This window comes from Cupriavidus agavae, assembly GCF_004217045.1.
In the GTDB taxonomy this organism is placed as follows: domain Bacteria; phylum Pseudomonadota; class Gammaproteobacteria; order Burkholderiales; family Burkholderiaceae; genus Cupriavidus; species Cupriavidus agavae.
The window spans coordinates 1,502,451-1,527,596 of the sequence record NZ_SGXM01000001.1 but is presented as its reverse complement, the minus strand read 5'-3'; the positions used below and the strand labels follow the sequence as shown (position 1 = coordinate 1,527,596).

General features: G+C 67.9%; 23 protein-coding genes and 1 tRNA gene. 11 read left to right on the top strand and 13 right to left on the bottom strand.

Features of this window, described 5'->3' with window-relative positions:
• Positions 1–112: 112 nt before the first annotated feature.
• Positions 113–637: a cytochrome P460 family protein gene (locus EV147_RS06900; protein ID WP_130390363.1), complete on the bottom strand. Its 525-nt coding sequence runs from the start codon at positions 635–637 to the stop codon at positions 113–115.
• Positions 638–875: 238 nt separating this feature from the next.
• Between EV147_RS06900 and EV147_RS06895 the strand changes: the two genes are divergently transcribed.
• Both EV147_RS06895 and EV147_RS06890 read left to right on the top strand, forming a co-directional pair.
• Positions 876–2,306: an aldehyde dehydrogenase family protein gene (locus EV147_RS06895; RefSeq protein WP_130390362.1), complete on the top strand. Its 1,431-nt coding sequence runs from the start codon at positions 876–878 to the stop codon at positions 2,304–2,306.
• Between the two features lie 157 nt (positions 2,307–2,463).
• Entirely contained in the window at positions 2,464–3,549 is a 1,086-nt protein-coding gene (locus EV147_RS06890) for a sensor histidine kinase (RefSeq protein ID WP_235844619.1), read from the top strand.
• On the opposite strand, the gene EV147_RS06885 is transcribed toward EV147_RS06890, so the two are convergent.
• Positions 3,533–4,573: a quinone-dependent dihydroorotate dehydrogenase gene (locus EV147_RS06885; protein ID WP_130390361.1), complete on the bottom strand. Its 1,041-nt coding sequence runs from the start codon at positions 4,571–4,573 to the stop codon at positions 3,533–3,535. The two genes, EV147_RS06890 and EV147_RS06885, sit on opposite strands and share 17 nt — an antisense overlap.
• A gap of 105 nt (positions 4,574–4,678) precedes the next feature.
• On the bottom strand, positions 4,679–5,479 hold the full coding sequence (locus EV147_RS06880) for an arginyltransferase (RefSeq protein WP_130390360.1): 801 nt from the start codon (positions 5,477–5,479) through the stop codon (positions 4,679–4,681).
• Positions 5,480–5,662: 183 nt separating this feature from the next.
• On the opposite strand from EV147_RS06880, the gene EV147_RS06875 reads away from it, so the two are divergent.
• On the top strand, positions 5,663–6,208 hold the full coding sequence (locus tag EV147_RS06875) for a hypothetical protein (protein ID WP_130390359.1): 546 nt from the start codon (positions 5,663–5,665) through the stop codon (positions 6,206–6,208).
• A gap of 3 nt (positions 6,209–6,211) precedes the next feature.
• On the opposite strand, the gene aat is transcribed toward EV147_RS06875, so the two are convergent.
• The 10 genes from aat to EV147_RS06825 all read right to left on the bottom strand — a co-directional run bounded on the left by aat (position 6,212) and on the right by EV147_RS06825 (position 15,258).
• Positions 6,212–6,943, bottom strand: coding sequence for a leucyl/phenylalanyl-tRNA--protein transferase (gene aat / locus EV147_RS06870; protein WP_130390358.1), 732 nt, complete (start codon positions 6,941–6,943; stop codon positions 6,212–6,214).
• A 31-nt stretch (positions 6,944–6,974) separates the two neighbouring features.
• A complete protein-coding gene (locus tag EV147_RS06865; protein WP_130390357.1) occupies positions 6,975–7,559 on the bottom strand; it encodes an NUDIX hydrolase in 585 nt (194 codons plus the stop codon).
• Between the two features lie 94 nt (positions 7,560–7,653).
• The gene (locus tag EV147_RS06860) at positions 7,654–8,127 is read right to left on the bottom strand and encodes a hypothetical protein (RefSeq protein ID WP_130390356.1); all 474 of its coding nucleotides are present in this window, start codon (positions 8,125–8,127) and stop codon (positions 7,654–7,656) included.
• Positions 8,128–8,370: 243 nt separating this feature from the next.
• Positions 8,371–8,446: transfer RNA gene (locus tag EV147_RS06855), tRNA-Met, on the bottom strand.
• A 122-nt stretch (positions 8,447–8,568) separates the two neighbouring features.
• On the bottom strand, positions 8,569–9,342 hold the full coding sequence (locus EV147_RS06850) for an RES family NAD+ phosphorylase (protein WP_198680179.1): 774 nt from the start codon (positions 9,340–9,342) through the stop codon (positions 8,569–8,571).
• Positions 9,302–9,691, bottom strand: a complete 390-nt coding sequence (locus EV147_RS06845) for an MbcA/ParS/Xre antitoxin family protein (protein ID WP_130390355.1) — start codon at positions 9,689–9,691, stop codon at positions 9,302–9,304. Before EV147_RS06845 ends, EV147_RS06850 begins: the two co-directional genes overlap by 41 nt.
• 91 nt (positions 9,692–9,782) lie before the next feature.
• Complete coding sequence (gene boxA / locus EV147_RS06840; protein WP_130390354.1) at positions 9,783–11,030, bottom strand: benzoyl-CoA 2,3-epoxidase subunit BoxA; 1,248 nt, start codon at positions 11,028–11,030, stop codon at positions 9,783–9,785.
• A 33-nt stretch (positions 11,031–11,063) separates the two neighbouring features.
• On the bottom strand, positions 11,064–12,488 hold the full coding sequence (gene boxB / locus EV147_RS06835) for a benzoyl-CoA 2,3-epoxidase subunit BoxB (RefSeq protein ID WP_130390353.1): 1,425 nt from the start codon (positions 12,486–12,488) through the stop codon (positions 11,064–11,066).
• A gap of 41 nt (positions 12,489–12,529) precedes the next feature.
• Positions 12,530–14,200: a 2,3-epoxybenzoyl-CoA dihydrolase gene (boxC, locus tag EV147_RS06830; RefSeq protein WP_130390352.1), complete on the bottom strand. Its 1,671-nt coding sequence runs from the start codon at positions 14,198–14,200 to the stop codon at positions 12,530–12,532.
• A gap of 110 nt (positions 14,201–14,310) precedes the next feature.
• Positions 14,311–15,258 carry a helix-turn-helix transcriptional regulator gene (locus EV147_RS06825; protein ID WP_130390351.1) on the bottom strand — a complete coding sequence of 316 codons (948 nt, stop codon included), beginning with the start codon at positions 15,256–15,258 and terminating at the stop codon, positions 14,311–14,313.
• A 248-nt stretch (positions 15,259–15,506) separates the two neighbouring features.
• On the opposite strand from EV147_RS06825, the gene EV147_RS06820 reads away from it, so the two are divergent.
• The 8 genes from EV147_RS06820 (at position 15,507) to EV147_RS06785 (ending at position 25,105) form a co-directional block, all read left to right on the top strand.
• Complete coding sequence (locus EV147_RS06820; RefSeq protein WP_130390350.1) at positions 15,507–17,129, top strand: benzoate-CoA ligase family protein; 1,623 nt, start codon at positions 15,507–15,509, stop codon at positions 17,127–17,129.
• 34 nt (positions 17,130–17,163) lie between these two features.
• Positions 17,164–17,979, top strand: coding sequence for an alpha/beta fold hydrolase (locus tag EV147_RS06815; RefSeq protein ID WP_130390349.1), 816 nt, complete (start codon positions 17,164–17,166; stop codon positions 17,977–17,979).
• 103 nt (positions 17,980–18,082) lie between these two features.
• Positions 18,083–19,315: an ABC transporter substrate-binding protein gene (locus EV147_RS06810; protein WP_235844618.1), complete on the top strand. Its 1,233-nt coding sequence runs from the start codon at positions 18,083–18,085 to the stop codon at positions 19,313–19,315.
• A 37-nt stretch (positions 19,316–19,352) separates the two neighbouring features.
• Positions 19,353–20,219 (top strand): branched-chain amino acid ABC transporter permease, encoded by an 867-nt coding sequence (locus tag EV147_RS06805; RefSeq protein ID WP_130390348.1) that lies wholly within the window; start codon positions 19,353–19,355, stop codon positions 20,217–20,219.
• A gap of 87 nt (positions 20,220–20,306) precedes the next feature.
• Positions 20,307–21,371 carry a branched-chain amino acid ABC transporter permease gene (locus EV147_RS06800; RefSeq protein WP_130390347.1) on the top strand — a complete coding sequence of 355 codons (1,065 nt, stop codon included), beginning with the start codon at positions 20,307–20,309 and terminating at the stop codon, positions 21,369–21,371.
• The gene (locus EV147_RS06795) at positions 21,368–22,132 is read left to right on the top strand and encodes an ABC transporter ATP-binding protein (protein ID WP_130390346.1); all 765 of its coding nucleotides are present in this window, start codon (positions 21,368–21,370) and stop codon (positions 22,130–22,132) included. The genes EV147_RS06800 and EV147_RS06795 overlap by 4 nt, the downstream gene beginning before the upstream one ends.
• On the top strand, positions 22,129–22,845 hold the full coding sequence (locus EV147_RS06790; protein WP_130390345.1) for an ABC transporter ATP-binding protein: 717 nt from the start codon (positions 22,129–22,131) through the stop codon (positions 22,843–22,845). Before EV147_RS06795 ends, EV147_RS06790 begins: the two co-directional genes overlap by 4 nt.
• Before the next feature lie 358 nt (positions 22,846–23,203).
• Positions 23,204–25,105, top strand: coding sequence for a potassium transporter Kup (locus EV147_RS06785; RefSeq protein ID WP_130390343.1), 1,902 nt, complete (start codon positions 23,204–23,206; stop codon positions 25,103–25,105).
• Positions 25,106–25,146 lie beyond the last annotated feature (41 nt).

The window sequence follows — 25,146 nt, the reverse complement described above, 5'->3', positions numbered from 1 at the left end:
CCTGCCGTAAAACGTCTCCAGGAAACAAGGCTGCCGCAATAAATTGCGCCGAAATGCCGATTTTCATGCGTTTGCGCTCACCGGCCGCGAGGGCCGGATTCTACAAATTGCGTCACGGCGCAAGGCGGGTAAACACATAGTCCCGATCCTTCACGAGCGAGTTGTGGCAGGCGAAGCAGGTCTGGTGCTGGGCCAGGTCGGCGGGCTTGCCGTCGATGAAGCGCCCGTAGCCCCAGCCGCCCGACGCCGCGTACTTCTTCGAATCCTTGACCATGACCTGCACCGTGGTGGCCTTGCCCGGGATCAGCGCCGAGGGGAAATCGGGCGACTGCGTGAACTTCCAGGCCAGCTTGACCAGCACGGCGCCATCCGGGAACGGCAGCTTGCCGCTCTTGTAGGCGTCGATGGCGATCTGGTTGCCCACCACGGTGCGCAGTTCGTTGAGCGGCTCGTGTTCCAGCGCCGGCGCCACCAGTTCCCACTTGCGATACCCCTCGGGGATCGTCACGCCATAGATCGGCGACGCATTGGGGTTGGCGGCCGGCTTGTCGGCGGCGATGGCATGGGCGGCGAACAGCGTGGCGCACAGGGTGGCGGCGGCTGCGGCCACCACGGCGGCGGCGTGCACGGTCTTCATGAGGCTTCTCCAGGCGGGGTTGGGGATGGGGAGTGTTCCGGGCTCCATTGAGACGTGGCCGTGTATTGCGTTTGTGTCGGCGCGGGGGGCGGCTTGTATCGGCGTGTATCGGCGTTCCGGCGCGATACGTCCGCTCACACAATGGCCACCGGATGGCTACGGATGCGATACGTCCCGGCCTTAGAGTGGTCTCCAACGCAGCAACGACAGGGAGCTGCCGTGCCTTTGGAGAAACCTCATGCAAATCCTGAACACTGCCTATATCGATGGCGAATTCGTGCGCGTGCAGGGCGCGGAGACGATCGAGATCGTCAACCCGACCACGGGCGCGCCGCTCGCCGTGGTAACGCTGGCCAATCGCGCCGACGCACGGCGCGCGATCGCCGCCGCCCGTAGTGCGCAGGTCCAGCTGCGGCAGACCGGCAAGGCCGAGCGTATCGACATGCTGCGCAGCCTGCAGGCGGCCGTGCTGCGCTACACCGACGCCATCCGCGACGCGACCATCGAGGAATACGGCGCGCCGGTGGCCCGGGCCCAATGGGTCAGCCAGTACGCGTCGCAGTGCTTTGCCAGTTCGGCCGACGCGCTGGCCGGGTATCCGCTCGAATACCGCGCGGGCACGGCCACGGTGCTGCTGGAGCCGGTAGGGGTGTCGGCGCTGATCGCCCCCTGGAACAGCACGGCGGGCACGGTGTGCAGCAAGCTGGCGTCGGCGCTGGCGGCCGGCTGCGCCACGGTCATCAAGCCCAGCGAACTGAGCCCGCTCCAGACCCAGGTGCTCTGCGAGGCGTTGCACGAGGCTGGCCTGCCGCCGGGCGTGTTCAACGTGCTGCTGGGCCGGGGCGGCGACGTGGGCGCGGAAATCTGCGCCAATCCCGCCGTGGCGCGCATCTCGTTCACGGGCTCGACGCAGACCGGCAAGACCATCGCACGGTCGGCCGTGGATACGATGAAGCGCGTCACGCTGGCGCTGTCGGGCAAGTCGGCGTCGATCGTCACGGCCGACGCCGATCTCGCCAGGGTGCTGCCGATGGCGGTCAGCGGCGCCTTCCTGAACAACGGGCAGGCGTGCATGGCAGGTACGCGGCTGCTGGTGCCGCAGGCGCTGATGGGCGAGGTGGTGGAGCGGGTGCAGGCCATCGTCGGCGCCCTCGTGGTGGGCGATCCGCGCGATCCGGCCACCGCCCTCGGGCCGCTGGCGAGCCAGGCCCAGTTCGACCGCGTGCAGCACTTCATCCGGCGTGGCCAGGAACAGGGCGCCGTGCTCGTGGCGGGCGGCGAGGGCAAGCCGGAAGGGCTGCCCGAGCGCCTGGCCGGGGGCTTTTTCGTCAAACCGACCGTGTTCGCGGGCGTGCACAACGACATGGAGATTGCCCGGGAAGAGATTTTCGGCCCGGTGCTGTCGATCATCGGCTATGACACCGAGGACGATGCCGTGGAGATTGCCAATGATTCGCCGTACGGGCTGTTCGGCTATGTGTTCTCCGCCGATGCGCAGCGCGCCCGTGGCATTGCCGAGCGCATGCAGGCCGGCACGATCCTGGTCAACCGCGTCGATCCCGAGGTGCTGGCGCCGTTCGGCGGGGTCCGGCAATCGGGGCTCGGCCGGGAATTTGGCCTGGCGGGGCTGGTGTCATACCTTGAGCCCAAGACGGTGGCGGCGCGCTGAAACTGGCGAAACAGCGAGTGCGCTGGAATCGTCATCGCGCATAGGGGGAGGTAAATCAACGTATAGGGTGGGAGAACTCACGTTCAATGGTGCCCTGGCTCAGCCCATGGTGTCATAGCGCCGAGCTGTCCGGTGAGGCGGCACTCCGGAGAACGTCATGACCATCCAGCCGACCCTGACCAACCTGGCCCACGGCACGCCCCGCGTGGCCGCGCCGACCCCGCCGCCGCCGGCGCCCGTGGCCCGCAGCCTGCTCCAGCGGTGCGGCGCCACGCTGGCCCGCCATGACCGGGCGCGGCTTGGCGCGTCTGCGGTGATCCTGGCGCTGGTTGCCGCGCTGGGCTGGCTCGGGCTGCACAGGCTGATCGCGCACGTGCCGCCTTCCGTGGACCTTGCGCTGCTCCTGCTGCTGGCCTGCGTGATGGGCCTGGCCATCGTCGCGGCGCTCTGCGCCACGCATCTGCTGGCGGTGCAGGCGGCGCTCATGGAGCTGGCGTCCCGGATCGACGATCCACCCGCGCCGGACGAGGCGGGCCAGTTCCTGCCCGTGGAGGGGCCGGCCATCGTTCGCCAACTGGTACAGACGATCAATCTGGCGAAACAACGATGCACCGAGCGCGAGGCGGAATTGCTGGCCGTGCAGGCGTCGTACGCGCACGACCTGCGCACGCCGATGACGCGGCTGATGCTGCGCGCGGAACTGATCGACGAGCCGCTGCTGCGCGGGGCGATCGAGCGCGATCTCGATGAAATGCGCGAGCTTGCCGAAGCCAGCCTGGCCTGCGCGCGGATGCAGGGCAGCGGGCCGCAATCGCTGCGGCAGGTCGATGCCGACCACCTGCTCGATGCGCTGCTCCACAACTACAAGGATGCCGGGCGGCCGATCCCGCTCGACGGCCACATCGGCCAGCAGGTGCTGACCTGCCCGCACGCGCTGCGCCGGATCCTGGTCAACCTGATCGACAACGCGTTGCGCTATGGCTCGAATGTCCGGCTGGCGGTTTACGTGGAGCCGCAGCGGCTGACGCTGGCCGTTCTCGATTCCGGGCCCGGCATCGCGCCGGCCCAGCTCGAGACCGTGTTCCAGCCGTGGTATCGGGCGCCAGAGACCGCCGGACGGGCGCCCGGCAGCGGGCTGGGCCTGGCCATTGCGCGGCGGCTCGCGCAGGCCATCCGCGCGGACCTGCGCCTGGCCAATCGCAGCGAGGGCGGGCTCGAAGCCCGGCTTACGCTGCCGCTCTGAGCGCGGCGGCGCAGTCGCGCACGAGCGTGGGACCGCGATAGATCAGGCCGCTGTAGACCTGCACCAGTTCGGCGCCGGCATCGATCTTGGCGCGCGCACCGGCGCCATCGAAGATGCCGCCCACGCCGATGATCGGCAGGGCGTCGCCGATGACGCGGCGCAGTTCGCGCACCACGCGCGTGGAGGCGTCGAACACCGGCCGGCCGGACAGTCCGCCGGCTTCCTCGGCATGCGGCAGCCCCTTGACCGCGTCGCGCGAGATCGTGGTGTTGGTGGCGATCACGCCATCGATGCGGTGGCGCACCAGCGCGTCGCCGATGTTGCGGATCTGGTCGTCGTCGAGGTCGGGCGCGATCTTCAGCGTGACCGGCACGTAGCGCCTGTGCTGGTCGGCCAGCCGCTGCTGGGCGTCCTTGAGCGTGGCCAGCAGGCTGTCCAGTTCGCTGGCGCCCTGCAGCTGGCGCAGGTTCTTGGTGTTGGGCGACGAGATGTTGACCGTCACATAGCTCGCGTGCGGGTAGACGCGCTCCAGGCAGTACAGGTAGTCGTCGGCCGCGCGTTCGATGGGCGTGTCGGCGTTCTTGCCGATGTTCAGCCCCAGCACGCCGCCCTCGGCCTTCCAGCGCGAGGCCTGCACGTTGCGTACGAAGGCATCGACGCCGCCGTTGTTGAAGCCCATCCGGTTGATCAGCGCGTCGGCCTGCGGCAGGCGGAACATGCGCGGGCGCGGGTTGCCGGGCTGGGCGCGCGGCGTGACCGTGCCCACCTCGATGAAGCCGAAGCCGAAGGCGGCCAGCCCGTCGATATAGGCGCCGTCCTTGTCCAGTCCGGCCGCCAGGCCCACCGGGTTCGGAAAGCGGATGCCCATCACGGTGCGCGGATCGCTGGCGATGCTGTTGCCGATGCAGCCGGCCAGCCCCAGGCGCTGGGCGCGCATCAGGTTGTTGAGCGTGAAATGGTGCGCGTCCTCGGCATCCATCGAGAACAGGGCGGGACGAAACAGGGGGTAGAGCGCGTTGAGCACAGGCGGGGCGCGGCCGGCGGCCGGCGGGAAGTCGGGACCAGGGCGGCATTGTAGCCGCTCCGGGGCCGGCTCCGGCAGGTTGCGCGAGCGCAGGTGGCCGGGCGGCTATTCCTGGGCCGGGCCCGGTGCGCGCGGGGCGGGCTGGGGCGCCACGGGCGGCGCGGCCTCGTCGAACGCGTGCCACTGGTTGCCGGTCAGTATCTGCAGCGGCTGGAAGCGCGCCTTGTAGGCCATCTTGCGGCTCTCGGCGATCCAGTAGCCCAGGTAGAGGTGGGGCAGCCCCAGCTCGCGGGTCTGGGCGATCTGCCAGAGGATGTTGTAGGTGCCGTAGCTGGCCCCTTCGATCAGCGGATCATAGAACGTGTAGACCGACGAAAGCCCGTCGTCCAGGACGTCGATCATGCTCACCATGCGCAGCTTGCCGGCCTCGGCCGACCCGGGCGGCTCGCGGAATTCCACCAGCCGGGAGTTGACGCGGCTCTGCAGCAGGAACTGCTCGTACTGGTCGCGGCTGTCCTGGTCCATGCCGCCACCGGCGTGGCGCATCGACTGGTACTGCAGGTACAGCGCGTAGTGTTCCTCGACATAGGTCAGTGGCGCCACCAGCGCCTGCAGCCCCTGGTGCTGGCGCCACGCGCGGCGCTGGCTGCGGTCCGGATGGAACTGGTCCACCACCACGCGGCACGGCGTGCAGGCGCGGCATTCGTCGCAATAGGGCCGGTACGTGAAGATGCCGCTGCGGCGGAAGCCGGCGCGCACCAGCCGCGAGTAGACATCGGCGTTGATCAGGTGCGCCGGCGTGGCTACCTGCGAGCGCGCCATGCGGCCTTCCAGGTAGCTGCAAGCATACGGCGCCGTCGCATAAAACTGCAGCGCGGATAGCGGGAGTTCCTTCAGCTTGCTCATGACGTCGACGGGGGCGGATCAGTCGCCTGCTCACGGGGTGTGATTGGCAGTCTATCAGACGCCATGGCGGACGGTGTGCCGCCCCGCGGCGCAGGGCGGGGCCATTTTGAGACTCGTCCCATATCCTTCTGCGAAACGGACCTCTAGCATGTGGGGCATCTGGCACATGAAAAGGAGAATGTCATGGTGGGTCTGGCAATGCCGGCGACGGCAGCCGCAGGAGCGGTGGGGGGCGGGCAGGGCGGCGCGCAATGGAACCGGTACGCCAACATGGCTACCGTGCTGGCCGTGGGCCTCGGCGTGGTCGGCTCCATGTTCGGCATGCTGCAGAAGCAGACGGGCATGATTCAGGAGACCGTGCGCATCGAGGTCGGCAAGGCCGTTCGCGAGGAGGTGCGGAAGGTGGTGCCGCAGGTGGTCCGGGAAGAGGTCGAGCGCGTGCTTCCGCAGGCCATCGGACAAGCGATCGCACCGCTGGAAGTCAAGATCGATGAAATGGACAAGCGGCTGACGGGAAAGATCGATGAGGTGGACAAGCGGCTGACGGGCAAGATCGACGAAATGGACAAACGGCTATCTACCCGGCTCGATAACGTGGATCGGCGGCTGGATCGTCTCGATGCCCGCACGGATCGGATCGAGCAGCGGGTCGAGGGCGTCTCGAAGGAGGTCAGTGCGCTGAATGGGCGGGTCGGCAGGCTGGAAGGCCGGCTGGAGCAGCGCCGCTGACGCTCAGGCTGTCCAGCGTGCCAGTGCCGACTTGTCGAAGCGCCACGGGTCGAGGTCGGGCGCCGCGGTGGCCTGCCTGACATGGCCCACGAAATCGGCCCGCGGGATGGGCGCGGCGCCGAGCGAGGCCAGGTGGTCGGTTTCCTGCTGGCAGTCGATCATGGCGACGCCGTGCTGCGACAGGAACCCGCAGAGCGCGGCCAGTGCGATCTTCGAGGCATCGGTACGATGGGCGAACATCGATTCGCCGTAGAACATGCGGCCCAGCGCCACGCCGTAGAGGCCGCCCACCCGTTCGCCCTGGTACCAGGTCTCGACGGAATGGGCGCGCCCCGCGCGGTGCAGCGCGGCGTAGGCCGAGACGATCTCGTCGGTGATCCAGGTGCCAAGCTGGCCGTCGCGCGGCGCCATGGCACAGGCCCGCATCACGGCGACGAAGTTGTCGTCGACGCGGATTTCCCAGTCGGGGTCGCGCAGCACGCGGCGCAGGGTCTTGCGGAAGGAAACCGAGATCTTCAGGGCGTCGGGCGCCAGCACCATGCGCGGATCGGTGCTCCACCACAGCACGGGCTGCCCGTCGGAATACCAGGGGAAGATGCCTTGCCGGTACGCCAGCAGCAGCCGTTGCGGGGTCAGGTCGCGGCTGGCGGCGAGCAGTCCCGGGGCATCGCTGGCGGCTCCCAGCGCGTGCTCGACTGGCGGAAACGGGTCTTGCGGGTCAAGCCAGGTGATCATGCGCAGGCTGTTCGGAGCGCGGCCGTGGCCGTCAGGGCGTGACCGTGGCGCGGCTGGTCAGCGGCCGCATTGGCTTGTCGATATCGAGGGTGTGCAGACGGAAATCGCCGGCGGCGATCCGCCCGGAGGCGCGGTCGGCAAAGAAGCTGCGCAGCGTGTGGATGACGGTGGGGAAGGCCAGGTCGTCCCACGGCACGTCGGCTTCGGTGACCAGCTTGACCTCGAGGCTTTCCTCGCCCGGCGCGATGTCGAGGTCCTGCAGTCTGGCCAGGTAGAACAGGTGGACCTGATGGACGTGCGGCACATTCAGCATCGAGAACAACTCGCCCACCTCCACGCGGGCGCCGGCTTCTTCAAGCGTCTCGCGCGCGGCGGCCTGGGCCGTGGTCTCGCCTACTTCCATGAAGCCGGCGGGCAGCGTCCAGAAGCCGTAGCGGGGCTCGATGGCGCGCTTGCAGATCAGGATCTTGTCTTCCCAGACCGGGATGGTACCCACCACGTTGCGGGGATTCACGTAATGGATCGTGCCGCAGCCGTCGCAAACGCTGCGCGGACGATTGTCACCTTGGGGCACGCGCAGCACCACCGCATGACCACAGTTCGAGCAGAATTTCATGGAGGAGCGTCCGGGAAGAATGGCGCCAAGTGTAACACCGGCCCCGTCCCGTCGCTCCTATGTGCCCATGTGGGAAAACCCCTGCGCGGCTGCCTTATCGGCCGCTTCCCGGAGCGCCCGTGCCGGTGCCGGGCGTGCCGGTGCCCATGCCGGGCGTACCGGTACCCATGCTGCCGCTGGTGCCCATGCCGGTGCCCGGTGCCGTGCCGCCGGTCGAGGATGACGAGCCCGGCGTGGTGCGCTGTTGCGAACTGCCGGCATCGTTGCCGCTGCGCGTGTTGCCGCGCCGGGTTCCGTCCGTGTTGCGTCCCGAATCGTGGATCGAGCCGGTAGCCGTACCGTCGGAGCGCGGCGAGGCGCCCGTGGCACTGCCCGGTTTGGTCGAGGTCGGCCCCGGATTGGTACTCGTGCCCGGCGCGCCGCCGCTGACGCCGGTGCCGGCGCTACCGCCGCCCGCGCCACCGCCTGCACCACCGGCTCCGCCGCCACCCGAACCTTGTGCCAGAACGGCGCCGCTTGCCAGCATCGTGCAGGCGGCCAGGATTGCCATGGTCTTTTGCATCGTCATTTCAATTCTCCTTTCAGGGACTGAAGAAACATTGCGTAGGAGCCTGTAGGTCTGCAAAAGTCGTTCCGCCCCGAAACGGTGGCGCCAGGTGCCTCATGAGGCATGCGGATTGAAGAATGCGCAGGGGCTGGCTGCAGAAATTGCGGGTGGGGAGGCAGGGAGGGGCGCGCGAGGCGGGAGCCGGAAAACAAAAAACCCGCCTGAGTTGGCGGGTTTGTCGTAGCGATACTGCGTTCGATCGGTTGGTTGCGGGGGCAGGACTTGAACCTGCGACCTTCGGGTTATGAGCCCGACGAGCTGCCAACTGCTCCACCCCGCGTCCGTCGAAGAAGATGATTATAGGCAATGTGTTGGCGCAATGCAACAGAAACTTTGCCTCGTCATCAAATGGACGTGAAACCCGTGTCCATAGTCGTTGGAGCGCTGTGGGCAACGGTGGGTTCAGGCTGATTGCGGACTTTCGCTTGTGCGATGCGGCGAGGTTCGCCAGGGGGCACTCTCGAACTCGAAGCTGTCGCGTTGCTGCAAGTCGTCGCGCTGCCAGATCACGCGATCGTGGCGGACGGTCAGCATCCACGTGGTGGTGGCCAGCGGCTGGGGCGATGCGAACGCAAGTGGCGTGAGGACCGCACCGCAGACACCAGGCTCGGCGGGCGCGGTATCGCGGACGGAGCGGTAGCGGATCAGGCCGATGCGGGCCTCGCGTGCGGTGCGGGCAAAAGCCTGGCAGGCATCGTAGTGGTCCGGATCGGTCCAGCTCGCGGCGTCCTGGTCGAACGGCGGGGCGTCGAGCGCCACGCCTTCGGTACGGATGCCAACCTGGAACAGGGTCTGCGCGCGGGCGTCGATGCGGGGCAACGCGGGGCAGTCTTCGAGGAAGCGCCAGCGCCGGTAGCCCAATTCGGTGCAGGCGGTGCGCACGGTCAGCGCGCCGTAGAACACGCCGGGGTCCTGCCCGCCCCGGAAGCGCGAACCCCATTCGGTGGGTGGATAGCGGAACGGCGTAAACATCAGGTAGTGGAGGTGGCGCGCGTCGGGCGGAATGGCTGGCTTGCCGGCGTCGAGTACGGCTTCGAGCGCTGCCTGTTCGTCGAGGGTGTCCACCAGCGGCATGGTCGAGACCACATGCTGGGCCTCGACGGCCCGCCAGAGCGCGAGCGCGAACGGCTTGCGCTCAGATGCGACCGCGGGTGGCGTCCAGGTAGTGAACGACACGGACGAGTCCTTCGGTGGTGCGGATCAGTTCGAGCGGCTTGCCGCCGAGCGCGAGGTTGTCATGTGTCAGCCACAGCCGCGCTTGCTCGTCATGGCCCAGGATGGCGTCGAGCGAGCGGAACAGGCGTACGAACAGCACGGCAAACTCCCATTCCTTGCGATGCACGTCGAGTACGTAGCCGCCCGAAGCCATGCGCGATACCGAAGCGGTACTGATGCCCAGCACGCTGGCCACGATGGCCTGGCTGATGCCCAGGAAGCCGGCCGCGCGCATGACGGCCTTGGTCAGCGTCACGCCGGGGTCGGGGCTGCCGCCGGGTCCTGCCTCCGGAATCTGCCTCGATTGCATTCGCTCTGCTCCTGTTTCTTGAGAAACATTATAGGAAGCAGGTTTCAGAAGGGAAGGCGGTTTTTCCGGGCGTCGGCGCCAGGGGCCACCCTCAATAGGTTTCGATGTGCAACCGTCCCTCGGCGCGCAGGGCCGCTTCAAGATCGTTCCAGTGCAGTCCGGCGCCTTCGCAGACATCCGCGAACGCCTGCAGCACGCCTTCCTCCATGCCCTTGAGCCCGCAGATATAGACGTGGCCGTGCGGGTCGCCAAGCAGCGCCGCCACGCTGGGGGCGGCCTCGCGGATGGCATCCTGCACATAGCGCCGGGGCACGTCGGGGTCACGCGAGAACGCGAAGTGGATGTCGAGGAAATCCTCCGGCAGCTTCAGCAGCGGCCCGAAGTAGGGCAGTTCCCGGCGATTGCGGGCGCCGAAGAACAACTGGCGCCGGCCGGTGAAGTGCTCCATGTTGCGGCGCATCCGCTCGGTCATGGCGCGCATCGGCGCCGAACCGGTACCGGTGCAGACCATCATCACGCTGGCCTGGCCATGGTTTGGCATCAGGAAGGTGCTGCCGAACGGCCCCACTACCTGCACGGTCTCGCCCTTGGCCAGATCGCAGAGGAAGTTCGACGCCACGCCGCGCACCGGATTGCCGTCGTGGTCGGTCTCCACGCGCTTCACGGTCAGGGCCAGGTTGTTGTAGCCGGGGCGCTCGCCATCGCGCGGGCTGGCCACCGAGTACATGCGGATGTAGTGCGGCTTGCCCGAGGCATCGGTGCCGGGCGGCACGATGCCGATGGCCTGGCCTTCGAGGACGGGAAAGAACTGGTTGCCGAAGTCGAGCACGATGTGGTGGATATCGCTCGACGCATCGGCCTCGGTCAGCCGGTAGTTGCCGGCCACGGTGGCGGTAGCCGGCTCGCGCAGGCCGTGCAGGTTCACGTAGGGGTGTGCCGCCGACCACGGCGCGCGGGCCGAGGTGTGGCGGCTGGTTTCCACCTGCTGCACCGTGGGCTGGCCCGGAAGCTGGGCCGCGGCCTCCAGGGCCTGGCCGGCGGCCGCGGCGGCGTCGATGCTGGCCTCGGACGGCGGCGCCTCGGCCGGCAGTTCGTCCCACAGCAGCTGGGCCTCGATCGGGTAGGCGTCGGCCTTGAGCACGGTGCGCCAGTTGTCGATGGCGCCCGTGGGGCACGGCGACAGGCAGGCGCCGCAGGCGTTGCAGACATCGGCCTTGACCACGTAGTTGCGGTCGTCGTGGGTGATGGCGTCGATCGGGCAGGTGTCTTCGCAGGTGTTGCAGCGAATGCAGATCTCCGGATCGATCAGGTGTTGCTTGATGAGGTCGGCGGCGCCCATGGCTGGCAATCGGTGAGGCGGTGGGTCGGTGGCTCAGTTGAACCGGACGTACTCGAAATCCACCGGCTGGCGGTTGATGCCGATGGCCGGCGGCGCGATCCAGTTGGCGAACTTGCCCGGCGCCACCACGCGGCCCATCAGCGAGGCCACGAAGCGGCGGTCGTCGTCGGTGGCCAGCCAGCGCGATTCGTTGGCGTTCCACTCGGCCTCGCTGACGACCTGGCCCTCCGGCGACACGCGCAGGTTGGCCAGCGTGCCGATACGGCGGTTGAACGCCTTGTGCGGCACGGTCAGGCGGAAGTCGATGCCGGCCTTCTCGATCACCTTGTTCCAGCGCGCCACGCCGCCCATCGAGTCCTTGATGTAGTCGTCGCGCAGTACCTCGTTGAGCGCGTTGAGCATCGGTACCTCGCGCTCGCCGAGCTTGCCGTCGGCCACTTCGAGGATGCGGTAGACGTCGCCCTTGAGCACGTGGTCGTCGGTGCGCTTGCCTTCCTCGAAGCGGCCCTTGAGGCCGGCGCTGTAGAACGTGGCCGCATTCGACGACTGGTCGGCGCCGAACAGGTCGATCGTCACGCTGTAATGGAAATTCAGGTAGCGCTGGATGGTCTCCAGATCGATCACCCCGGCGGCGCGGACTTCGGCCGGGTCGCGGATATCGCGCTCGCGCATCACCTCGCAGGTGCGCTGGATCACGCGCGACACGCCCGATTCGCCCACGAACATGTGGTGCGCCTCTTCGGTCAGCATGAAGCGCGTGGTCCGCGCCAGTGGGTCGAAGCCCGATTCGGCCAGCGCGCAGAGCTGGAACTTGCCGTCGCGGTCGGTGAAGTAGGTGAACATGAAGAACGCCAGCCAGTCCGGCGTGCGCTCGTTGAACGCGCCCAGGATGCGCGGGTTGTCCTCGTCGCCGGAGCGGCGGCCCAGCAGTGCCTCGGCTTCTTCGCGGCCGTCGCGGCCGAAGTAGCGGTGCAGCAGGTAGACCATCGCCCACAGGTGGCGGCCTTCCTCGACATTGACCTGGAACAGGTTGCGCAGGTCGTAGAGCGACGGGGCGGTCAGGCCCAGGTGCCGCTGCTGCTCCACGGACGCCGGTTCGGTATCGCCCTGCGTCACGATGATGCGGCGCAGGTTGGCGCGATGCTCGCCCGGCACCTCCTGCCACGCGGCCTCGCCCTTGTGCTCGCCAAAGTGGATGCGGCGCTCGGCGTCGGCCGGCTGCAGGAAGATGCCCCAGCGGTAGTCGGGCATCTTCACATGGTCGAAATGGGCCCAGCCCGAAGGATCGACCGACACGGCCGTGCGCAGGTAGACGTCATGATGGTGCGAGCCATCGGGGCCCATGTCCTGCCACCAGTCGAGGAATGCCGGCTGCCAGTGCTCCAGCGCGCGCTGCAGGGCGCGGTCGCCGGACAGGTTGACGTTGTTCGGGATCTTCTGGCTGTAGTCGATGCTCATGGGGTCTCCTCTTATATATATATATAGGGGGCAGGGCCGGGTCAGACGCGGTCCCAGTCGAAGCGGGGCTTGTTGCCCGTGCCGAATACCTTGAGGGCCCCGTGCTCGCCTACCGCGTTGGGGCGGTTGAAGATCCAGTTCTGCCAGGCCGTGAGGCGGCCGAAGATGCGGGTTTCCATGGTCTCGTGGCCGCCGAAGCGCAGGTTGGCCTCCAGGCCGGTCAGCGCGTCGGGCGACAGGCTCGCGCGTTCCTCGAGTGCAATGCGGATCTCGTCGTTCCAGTCGATATCGTCCGGCGCCATCGTGACCAGCCCCAGCGCCTCGGCCTGCGCGCCGTCGAGCGGCTGGCCGATGTGTTCGCGCACGGCGCCGATGGCCTGCGCGTCCTCGTAGAACCGGGCGGCGAGGCGGGTCAGGCCGTTCGGCATCGGATATCGGCCAAAATTAGCGGCGTGGACGTGTACGGTGGGCGTCTCGTCGGCCACATCGGAGACCTGTAGCATGTAGCTGCGGTCCGCGGCCAGCGCCAGTTCCAGCAGCGTGCCGGCGAAGCACGAACCGGGCTCGATCAGCGCGAACAGGCTGCGCGACGAGACATCGAGCCGCGCCAGCGTCCGGCGCAGCATGCCCACGGTCTCGCGCACGAACCAGTGGCCGGCGTGGGCCTCGATCAGGTCGTCGGCGGCCAGCACTTTGCCGGCGTCGCCCTCGGTCTTCAGGACCCACATGCCGATATCGAGGTGGTTGGCGCGCAGTGTCAGGATCGCGTCATCGAGTTCGCGCGCCATCCGCAGCGGCCACCACTGGGCGCCGGCATCGAGGATCGCGGGCAGGTCGGCAGGCTGGGTGCCCGACGGGGCGGAAACCGTGATCGTGGCCTGGCGGCTGCCGGTGTCGAGATCGACCCGGACCGTACTGTACTGGTAGCCGCCATCGCCGGCTTCGCGGGCCAGCGGGGTCAGCCTGACGCCGGCGGCATCGGCGGGGCGGTCGCTCTGCGCCGCCAGCGCCTGCGCCCGCTCGCGCACGTGCTCGGCGAAGGCGGCCGGCTTGACCACCTCGTCCACCAGGCGCCAGTCGCGGGCACGCTGGCCGCGCACGCCTTCGGTGGTCAGGCAGAAGATGTCGGCGTGGTCGCGCCGCACGCGGCGCTTGTCTGTGACGCGCGTCAGGCCACCGGTGCCGGGCAATACGCCGAGCAGGGGCACCTCGGGCAGGCTGACGGCCGACGAGCGGTCGTCCACCAGCACGATCTCGTCGCAGGCCAGCGCCAGTTCGTATCCGCCACCGGCCGTGGTGCCGTTGCAGGCGGCGATGAACTTGATGCCCGAATGGCGGCTGGCGTCCTCGATGCCGTTGCGGGTCTCGTTGGTGAACTTGCAGAAGTTCACCTTCCAGGCGTGGCTGGACTTGCCGAGCATGAAGATATTGGCCCCCGAGCAGAAGATGCGGTCGCGGGCGCTGGTGATCACGACCGTGCGGACTTCGGGATGCTCGAATCGGATGCGTTGCAGCGCATCGTGCAGTTCGATGTCCACGCCCAGATCGTAGGAGTTCAGCTTCAGCGCGTAGCCGGGCCGCAGGCCGCCTTCCTCGTCGACATCCATCGCCAGCGTGGCAACCGGTCCGTCAAAAGTGAGTTTCCAGTGGCGGTAGTGCGCGGGATCGCGCTCAAAGGTCACGGGGGCGGGCGCGGCGAGATCCGTCGGCATGGGGGCGTCTCCTTCAGTGCACTATAGTGCTGTATCTTTGTTGATGCAATATAGTGCATCGATGCGGGCAGTGCAAGGCCGGTGGAACCCCTACGCCGGGGAGGCGCAGGTCAGTGGGCGACGGGCAGCAGTGCGCGAAGGGCGGTGAGCGAGGTGGCGGCGTCCTGGCCGCTGGTGTCGATCGAGACGTCGGCGCGCGAGTAGAGCGGCGTGCGGGCCTGCAGGATGCGGCGCAGGTCGGCCATGGCCTCGCGGTTGCCCTCCATCGGACGCATGTCGCCCTGGGCCACCACGCGCGCCATGTGTTCCTCGGGGGAGGTCTTGACCCAGACCGTGAAGCAGCGCGCCAGCAGCAGGTTGAACGTGGCCGGTTCCGACACCAGGCTGCCTGGCGTGGCCAGCACCATTGCGTCGTGCTCGCGCAGCACACGGTCGAGCGCGCGGTTTTCGTAGCGGCGGTAGGCTGCCTGGCCGTACAGCGAGTGGATTTCGGACAGGCTCGCGCCGGCTTCGCGTTCGATCACCGTGTTCAGTTCGACGAACGGCATGCCTTCGGCGGCGGCGAGCGCACGCCCGATGGTGGACTTGCCGGCCCCGCGCAGGCCGATCAGTGCAATGCGCCGGTGCCGCGCGTCGCGCGATTCGGCCGGTGAGAGGGCATGCCGCGCGGCCTCGCGCACGCGGGCCAGATCGGCGGCAGGCAGCTGCGCGAGCCATTGCACCAGTTGCGAGAACTCGGTCGCGCGTTGGCCGGGCTGGCCCGACGCATCGAGCTGGCCGTCCACTTCGGCAAGCACCACCGGCAGCGGTACGTCGAGCGCCGCCGCCACCTGGCGCAGCAGCAGCACCGACGCATTGCCGGTGCCGGTCTCCAGATTGGCGAGGTAGCGTTCGGACACCTCGGCGCCCCGCGCCAGATCCTTGCGCGACATGCCGCGCGCGGCCCGCAGCGAGCGGATGCGCTCGCCAAGCTGCGTCAGGTAGGGATCGCGCTCGCCGGCGCCGCGTGGCTCGGCGCGGTGGTCCGCAGTCAGGATCGAGTCAGGGTCTCGGCGCATGCTGGATTCGGTTACGGATGATCGGTGTCACGGGGCGCGCGCATTATAAGGGGCACCGGCGGCCGTCAAAGGCATACCTTCGGTTATATAGTGCATACCCTTGCTTGCATAATAGTCGATGTGAAATAAAATGCATCGCATATCCGGCGGCGGCCCTGCCAGCTGTCGGGACAAGAAGACAAACTGCTGACAGCCATGCGGGCCGCATTTGGACTTTTTACGACCCGGCTGGCCAGAGGAGTGGAGACATGACGCCCCCAACCCCCGCTGCCGCCGGCGCCGGTTCGTCCGGCGCTGCCGTGCAGGCGCTGCCCGCGCGCTACAACGCCGCCGACGATCTGCTCTCGCGCAACCTTCAGGCCGGGCGCGGCGCCAAGCCGGCCTATATCGATGACGGCGGCGCCATCACCTATGCCGAACTCGACACGCGCAGCCGGCGTTTTGCTGGGGCGCTGCGCCAGTCGGGCTACCGCCGCGAGGAGCGCGTGCTGCTGTGCGCGCTCGACACCATCGACTTCCCCGTGGTCTTTCTGGGCTGCCTGCTGGCCGGCGTGGTGCCGGTGGCGGTCAACACGCTGCTGACCGCCGACGACTACGCGTACATGCTGGAGCACAGCGGCGCGCGCGCCGTGGTGGTGTCCGCGCCGCTGCGGCCGATGATGCTGGCCGCCATCGACAAGGCCGCCATGGCCCCGGCGTTGATCGTGGCCGCCCCCCATGCCGGCGCCGGAGACGGGCCGGACACCGTGGCCGGCATGGTTGCCGCCGCCGCGCCGCTGGCGCAGGCCGTGGCGAGCGGTCCGGACGACATCGCTTTCTGGCTGTATTCGTCGGGCTCGACGGGCCGGCCCAAGGGCACGGTGCATACCCACGGCAACCTGTTCCACACCGCTGACCTGTACGCCCGGCAGGTGCTTGGCATCCGCGCGGACGACGTGGTTTTCTCGGCGGCCAAGCTGTTCTTTGCCTATGGGCTGGGCAATGCACTGACCTTCCCGATGTCGGTGGGCGCCACGACGGTGCTGATGGCCGAACGCCCCACGCCGCAGGCGGTGTTCCAGCGGCTGACCGCGCACCGGCCCACGGTGTTCTGCGGCGTGCCGACCCTGTTCGCCGGCATGCTGGCCGCCGCCGACCTGCCGGCCCGCGACGGCGTGGCGCTGCGGGTCTGCACCTCGGCCGGCGAGGCACTGCCGCGCGATATCGGCGACCGCTTCCTGGCGCATTTCGGCTGCGACATCCTCGACGGCATCGGCTCCACCGAGATGCTGCATATCTTCCTGTCGAACCGGCCCGGCGAGGTGCGCTACGGCACCACGGGCAAGCCGGTGCCGGGCTATGAACTGAAGCTGCTCGACGAGCAAGGCCAGCCCTGCGCGGCCGGCGAGATCGGCGACCTCTATATCAAGGGGCCCTCGGCCGCGCTGATGTACTGGTGCAACCGCGACAAGAGCCGCGATACCTTCGTGGGCGCCTGGACGCGCAGCGGCGACAAGTACGTGTGCGATGCCGACGGCTACTACACCTACGCGGGCCGCAGCGACGACATGCTCAAGGTGGGCGGCATCTACGTCTCGCCGTTCGAGGTGGAGGCGGCGCTGTCGCAGCATCCGGCCGTGCTGGAGGCCGCCGTGATCGGCGTGGCCGACGCCGACGAGCTGGTCAAGCCCAAGGCGTTCGTGGTGCTGCGGCCGGGCCAGCAATGGCACGATGGCATGGCGGGGGAACTGCAGGCCTTCGTCAAGTCGAAGCTGGCGCCGTACAAGTATCCGCGCCAGATCGAATGCGTGGCGGAACTGCCTAAGACGGCCACGGGCAAGATCCAGCGGTTCCGGCTGCGCCAGCGCGAGGAAGCGGCACGGGCGGTGTGAGGTGGGCGCGGGGTGGGCAAGGCAAGGTGACGACATGAGCAGCGAGGCAGTACGGATTCCGTTCGACGGGCGCCAGATCGAGATCGAATACCAATGGCTGCGGCCCGAGCGCGTGCGGCGGCCGCTGGCGGTGTTCCTCCACGAGGGGCTGGGCTCGGTCAGCATGTGGCGCGATTTTCCGCGCAAGCTGTGCGAGGCCGGCGATTTCCGCGGGCTGGTTTTTTCAAGATACGGCTATGGAGGATCGACGCCCCGGCCGCATGACGAGAAGTGGGGCGTCGATTTCATGCACCGCCAGGCGCGCGAGGCACTGCCGGCGCTGTTCGCGGCACTCGATATCGGTCCCGGCCGCCGCCACGGCAAGCCCTGGCTGCTGGGCCACAGCGACGGCGGCTCGATCGCGCTGATCCACGCGGCGAGCTTTCCCGATGCCGTGGACGGCGTGACCGTGCTGGCCCCGCATATCGTCGTGGAGGACCTGTCGGTGCGCAGCATCGCCGTCACGCGCGAGACCTACCTGACCACCGACCTGCGCGCCAGGCTGGCACGCCATCACCACGACGTGGATTCGGCGTTCTGGGGCTGGAACGATATCTGGCTCGATCCGGCCTTCCGCGCCTTCGACCTGCGCCCGCTGCTCGACAACCTGCGTTGCCCGGTGCTGGCGGTGCAGGGCGAGGAAGACGAGTACGGCACGATGGCCCAGATCGAGGGTATCCATCGATATGCCCCGCAAACGGTGCTGCTTAAACTCGCGCGCTGTGGGCATTCGCCGCACCGCGACCAGGCCGGTGCATTGACGGCGGCCACCGTGGCGTTTATAAACACACATACTTCAATCCTAAAATAATTGGTGCGGCCGGCTCCCGGCTCCCGGCTCCCGGCTCCCGGCTCCCGGGTCTCACCGGGGCCGACCGCCGCGCCCGGGCTTCAGACCACCAGGAGGAGATTCCATGCACCGCAATGCCTCGCGCAGGCCGCCCCACGCTCGTCCCTTGTCGGCACGGTTGTCCCTTTGGCTCGGCGCCGCCGCGCTGCTCGCGGCGGGCACGGGGGCCGTCGCCCAGACCGCCGCCCCGGCGGCAGCGCCTGCGGGCGGCAAGGTCAAGGTGGGTTTCATGCTGCCCTACACGGGCACCTACGCGGCGCTGGGCACGGCCATCGAGAACGGCTTCCGGATGTACGTGCAGCAGCAGGGCGGCAAGCTGGGCGGACGCGACGTGGAGTATTTCAAGGTCGACGATGAATCGGATCCGGCCAAGGCTCCCGAGAACGCCACCAAGCTGATCAAGCGCGACCAGGTGGATGTGGTGGTGGGCACCGTGCACTCGGGCGTGCAGATGGGCATCGTCAAGGTGGCCAAGGAAAACAACACGCTGCTGATCATCCCGAACGCCGGCGCCGACGAGGCCACCGGCCCGCTGTGCGGCCCCAACATCTTCCGCTCGTCGTTCTCGAACTGGCAGCCCGGTTACGCGATGGGCCAGGTGGTGGCCGAGCGCGGCATGAAGAAGGTGGTCACGCTGACCTGGAAGTACGCGGCCGGCGAGCAGTCGGTCAAGGGCTTCAAGGAGGCGTTCGAGGCCAAGGGCGGCAAGGTGGTCAAGGAACTGAGCGTGCCATTCCCGAACGTCGAGTTCCAGGCGCTGATCACCGAGGTGGCGTCGCTCAAGCCGGACGCCGTATTCGTGTTCTTCGCCGGCGGCGGGGCGGTCAAGTTCGTCAAGGACTGGCAGGCGGCCGGGCTCAAGGACAAGATTCCGCTGTATGGTTCGGGCTTCCTGACCGACGGCACGCTCGAAGCGCAGGGCGCGGCAGCCCAGGGGCTGGAAACCACGCTGCACTACGCCGACGGCCTGACCAACGCCCGCGACAAGGCGTTCCGCCTCGACTACGCCAAGCTCTACAAGCTGCAGCCCGATGTCTACGCGGTGCAGGGCTACGACGCCGCCCAGCTGCTGGCGGCCGGGGCCAACGCCGTGAAGGGCGACATGACGCGCAAGCCCGAGGTCATCAAGGCGATGGAGGCGGCCCGCGTGGACAGCCCGCGCGGCACCTTCACGCTGTCGAAGGCGCACAACCCGGTGCAGGATTTCTACCTGCGCAAGGTGGACGGCCGCGAGAACAAGGTCAGCAGCGTGGCCGTGAAGGCGCTGGCCGATCCGGCGCGCGGCTGCCGCCTGTGACCGGTCCCGTCATGCCTTTTGTGCCCCGGTAGCCCGCATGGACCTCGTCTCTTTCCTGATCCAGTGCCTGAACAGCGTGCAGTACGGGCTGCTGCTGTTCCTGGTGGCCAGCGGGCTGACGCTGATCTTCGGCATCATGGGCGTGATCAACCTCGCCCATGGCAGCTTCTACATGCTGGGCGCCTACCTGGCGTTCACGCTGGCCAGCCTGACCGGCAACCTGTTCATCGCGCTGCCGCTCGGCATCGTGCTGGCGGTGGCCTTTGGCTACGTGCTCGAATGGGCGTTCTTCAGCTACCTGTACCAGCGCGACCACCTGCAGCAGGTGCTGATGACCTACGGCCTGATCCTGGTCTTCGAGGAACTGCGCAGCATCCTGGTGGGCGACGACGTGCACGGCGTGCCCGTGCCAGAACTGCTGGCCGGGTCGCTGCCCATCGGCAATGACATGACCTATCCGGTCTACCGGCTGTTCATCTCGGCGGTCTGCCTGCTGGTGGCCGGCGCGATGTACTACGTGATCCGCCGCACGCGGGTGGGCATGATGATCCGCGCCGGCGCCACCAACCGCGAGATGGTGCAGTCGCTCGGCGTCAACGTGAACGTGCTGTACCGCTTTGTCTTCGCGCTGGGCGTGGCGCTGGCGGTGCTGGCCGGGATGATCGCCGCGCCGGTGTCGTCGGTCTATCCGGGCATGGGCGGGCAGGTGCTGATCATCTGCTTCGTGGTGGTGGTGATCGGTGGCATCGGCTCGGTCAAGGGCGCGCTCGTGGCATCGCTGCTGATCGGCTTTGTCGACACCTTCGGCAAGGTGTTCTGGCAGGACGCCGCCGGCGTGCTGGTCTACGTGCTGATGGCGGTGGTGCTGCTGTGGAAGCCGCAGGGGTTGTTCAAGGCGGGGTAGGGCGAAGTCGTACCGATTGTTTGCTGATTGTTTTCTCCCCTCTCCCGCAGTGCGGGAGAGGGGAGCGCATAACCGAGCTAGATGGACATGCAACCCAACACCGAAACCCCGCCGCCACTCGAAGTCCGCCGCCCCACGTGGCTGGCCGCCGCCGGCTGGGTCATCGCGCTGGCGCTGCTCTGTGCCGCGCCGCTGGTGCTGACCGCCGACAGCCACAAGTACTACGTCGAGCTGCTCAGCAAGGTGATGATCATGGCGATCTTCGCGCTGTCGCTGCAACTGCTGATCGGCTACACCGGGCTGGTCAGCCTGGGCCATGCCGCCTACTTTGCGATGGCGGCCTATGCCACGGCCATGCTGGCGCCCCAGGGCGGCGCCGGCAACGGCTGGCTGCTGCTGCTCGGCGCGATGGGCGCGGCGGGGCTGCTGGCGCTGGTGGTGGGGGCGCTGGTGCTGCGCACGCGCGGCATCTACTTCATCATGGTGACGCTGGCCTTCGCGCAGATGGTGTATTTCGTGTTCCACGACACCAAGATCGCCGGGGGCAGCGACGGCACCTATATCTACTTCCGGCCCGAGTTCGGGCTGTTCTCGGAACAGCCGCTGACCGTCAACGAACCGGTGCAGTTCTACTGGCTGGTGCTGGCGGCGCTGGTGCTGACCGTGGCCGTGCTGGCGCTGCTGCTGCGCTCGCGCTTCGGCCATGCGCTGGTGGGCATCCGGCACAACGAGCAGCGCATGCGGGCGGCCGGCTATGCCACGTACCGCTACCAGCTGGGCGCCTTCGTGGCCGGCGGCATGCTGGCGGGGCTGGCCGGCTTTCTCTACGCGATCCAGTTCGGTTTCGTGAATCCGGAAATCGCCTCGTGGCACCAGTCGGGCAACGCGATGCTGATGGTGATCCTGGGCGGCGTCGGCAGCCTGGCCGGCGCGGTGCTGGGCGCGTTCTCGTTCGTACTGCTGGCCGAATGGTTCGGCGCACTGACCAAGCACTGGCAACTGCTGATGGGCGGCTTCATCATCGCCGCCGTGGCGCTGCTGCCGCGCGGGCTGGTCAGCGTGCCGGCCGTGTTGCGCCATCGCGCGCCCCGCCACGCCCGCACGGCCGCCGAGGCTTCCGAGGCCGCCACCCACAGCCGCGAGGCCGCATGACCACCGCACCCGTACCCGTGATGCAGGCCCATGGCGTGACGCGCCGCTTTGGCGGGCTGACCGCCGTCAACCGGGTGGACCTGTCGCTGCATCTGCACGAGATCCATGCCGTGATCGGCACCAACGGCGCCGGCAAGTCGACGCTGATCAACCTGATGTCCGGCGAACTGCCGCCCAGCGAGGGGCGGCTGGACCTGCAGGGCCAGGACGTCACCGGCTGGGCGCAGCCCCGGCTGGCGCGCCAGGGCGTGGGGCGCAGCTATCAGCGCAACAATATCTTCCTGCCGCTGACCGTGCGCGAGAACTGCCGGCTGGCGGCGCAATCGCGCGCCCAGCGGGCGTGGCGCATCTGGGAGCCGGCGCAGGGCTGCCGCACCAGCCAGGCGCTGGCCGACGAGGCGCTGGAGCGCGCAGGGCTGGCCCGCCACGCCAACCGCGTGGCCAGCGAATTGGCGCACGGGCAGAAACGCCAGCTCGAAGTGGCGATGTGCCTGGCCACCGAGCCCGTGGCGCTGCTGCTGGACGAACCGCTGGCCGGCATGGGCGCCGAGGAATCAGCGCGCATGCTCGATCTGCTGCGCGGCCTGCGCGACGGCCACGCGATCCTTCTGGTCGAGCACGACATGGAAGCCGTCTTCGCCGTGGCCGACCGCATCACGGTGATGGTCAACGGCAGCGTCATCGCCTCGGGCGATCCGGCCGCGATCCGTGCCAACCGCGAGGTACAGCTGGCCTACCTGGGCGAGGAGGAGCCGGCATGAGCGCCGCCGCGATCATCGACATTGCCGGCGTCAACGCCTGGTATGGCTCCAGCCACGTGCTGCGCGGCATCGACTTCCGCGTTGGCGAGGGCGAGACCGTGGGCTTGCTGGGCCGCAACGGCATGGGCAAGAGCACGCTGCTGCGGACCATCCTGGGCCACGTGCGCGAGCGCGAGGGCGCGATCCACGTGGCCGGGCGCGACATGTCGCGCGCGAAACCCCACGAGGTGGCCCGGCTGGGCGTGGCCTACGTGCCCGAGGGACGTGGCATTTTTCCGAATCTGACTGTGCGCGAGAACCTGCTGATGGCGGCGCGCGCCGGCTGCAACGGCCGCCGGGACTGGGACGAGGGCAGGGTACTCGACCTGTTCCCGCGCCTGAAGGAACGGCTGGGCCACGGCGGCCAGCAACTGTCGGGCGGCGAGCAGCAGATGCTGTCGATCGGCCGGGCGCTGATGACCAACCCCGACTGCCTGATCCTCGACGAAGCCACCGAGGGCCTGGCGCCGAAAATCGTCCATGAGATCTGGAACGTGATTGCCACGGTGCGCGGCACCGGTATCGCCAGCATCGTGGTGGATCGCAACTACCGGGCGGTGCTGGCCCATGCCGAGCGGGTGGTGGTGCTCGAAAAGGGGCTGGTGGCCATGTCCGGCGCGGCCGCCGAGCTGGCCGCGGCGCCGGCGGCGCTGGACCGCTACCTCGGCGTCTGAGCATGCGCGTGCGGAACGCGGTTAACCGGATGTGATGCATTCGCCATGTCTGTCGTACCCATGCAACGGGTGCGGCCGCCCCTCGGCGCGCCGCCCGACGCATCGGTCCTTGACCCGCTCCCGCTTCTTTCCCATGCTTGTTCGGTCACGCCGCCGCCTGCGCGCCGCTGCCCGGGAATTTCAACAGTGGTCGTCGCAGGGCACTTCCTCTAGAATGCGCGCGTTTGTGCAACGCAATAGAAATTGAGAAGGCCAACGCGCCCCATCGGGGACCGGCGCCGCCTGCGTGAGTAGAATTGTGCGCGTAAAGTCATATTGACGCGCTGAGGACGCAGGCCGGTCCACCTGACCCAAATCCATGACCACCCAGTCCACAACCAGCCATTATTTCGTCGAGAGTCCGAGCACGCGTGCACTGATGATCGGCGCGATCGGCGTCGTCTTCGGCGACATCGGCACCAGCCCCCTGTACGCGCTCAAGGAATGCTTCAGCAAGGACCACGGCATTCCGTTCAGCCCCGAAGCGGTACTCGGCATCATCTCGCTGCTGTTCTGGGCGATGATCGTCGTGGTGTCGATCAAGTACGTGCTGTTCGTGATGCGCGCCGACAATAACGGCGAGGGCGGGGTACTGGCGCTGATGGCCCTGGCGCAGCGCACGGCGGCGCCGCGCTCGCGCATGGCGAAGATCATCATGATGTCGGCCATCTTCGGCGCCTGCATGTTCTATGGCGATGCGGTCATCACGCCGGCCATTTCGGTGTTGTCGGCCGTGGAGGGGCTGGAGATTGCCGCGCCGGGGCTGTCGCATTTCGTGATCCCGATCACGGTGTCGATCCTCTGCGTGCTGTTCGTGATCCAGCGCCATGGCACGGCCGCCGTGGGCAAGCTGTTCGGGCCGATCATGGTGGCGTGGTTCCTGGCGCTGGGCGCGCTGGGCATCTACAACCTGATGCAGTCGCCGGACATCCTCAAGGCCATCAACCCCTGGTACGGCATCTCGTTCCTGCTCGACCACTCGCTGCAGGCGTTCATCGTGCTTGGCAGCGTGTTCCTGGTGCTGACCGGCGCCGAGGCGCTCTACATCGACATGGGCCACTTCGGCGCCCGGCCCATCCGGTACGGCTGGTTCGTGCTGGTCATGCCGTGCCTGATGCTGAACTATTTCGGGCAGGGCGCGATGCTGCTCGGCAATCCCGGCGCGATTGCCAATCCGTTCTTCCTGATGGTGCCAGAACTGTTGCAATTGCCGATGGTGCTGCTGGCCACGGCCGCCACGGTCATCGCCTCGCAGGCCGTGATCTCGGGCGCGTTCTCGCTGACCAGCCAGGCGATCCAGCTCGGCTTCCTGCCGCGCATGCGCATCCGCTACACCTCGGCGGCCGAAATCGGCCAGATCTACCTGCCGGTGATCAACTGGGCGCTGCTGGTGCTGGTGATTGCCGTGGTGCTGTCGTTCCGCAAGTCCGAGAACCTGGCGGCGGCCTACGGCATTGCCGTGACCACCACGATGCTGATCACCACCTTCCTGGCCGTGATCGTGATGCGCCGCTTCTGGAAGTGGAACCGGGTGCTGGTCATGGTGCTGGGCGCCACTTTCCTGATCGTCGACCTGTCGTTCTTCTCGGCCAACCTGCTCAAGGTGGCCGAGGGCGGCTGGTTCCCGCTGCTGATGGGCTCCACGGCGTTCTTCCTGCTGATGACGTGGCACAGCGGCCGCAAGCTGCTGCGTGCGCGCAGCCTGGAGGACGGCATTCCGCTGGAGCCGTTCATCGCCGGCCTGCTGGCGCATCCGCCGCATCGCGTGGAGGGTACGGCCGTGTTCCTGACCGGTAATACCGAGTCGGTGCCGGTGTCGCTGCTGCACAACCTCAAGCACAACCGGGTGCTGCACGAGCGCGTGGTGTTCCTGTGCTTTGTCACGCGCGACATCCCGTACGTGGATGACGACCACCGCCTGACCTGCAAGGATCTCGGCGGCGGCGTGTTCATCCTGGAGTCGGAATACGGCTTCAAGGAGACCCCGGACGTGCAGCGCGTGCTGGACCTCGCCCAGCGCAAGCTCGACATGCACTTCGAACTGATGGAGACGTCGTTCTTCATCGCCCGGGAATCGGTGATTCCGTCGAAGCTGCCGGGCATGTCGATGTGGCGCGAGAACCTGTTCGCCTGGATGCACCAGAACGGCGCCAAGCCGTCAGACTTCTTCTCGATCCCGGCCAACCGGGTGGTGGAGCTGGGGACGAAGGTGGAAATTTGATGTAAAAAACCCCGCGATTGCGGGGTTTTTTACTTTGTTCC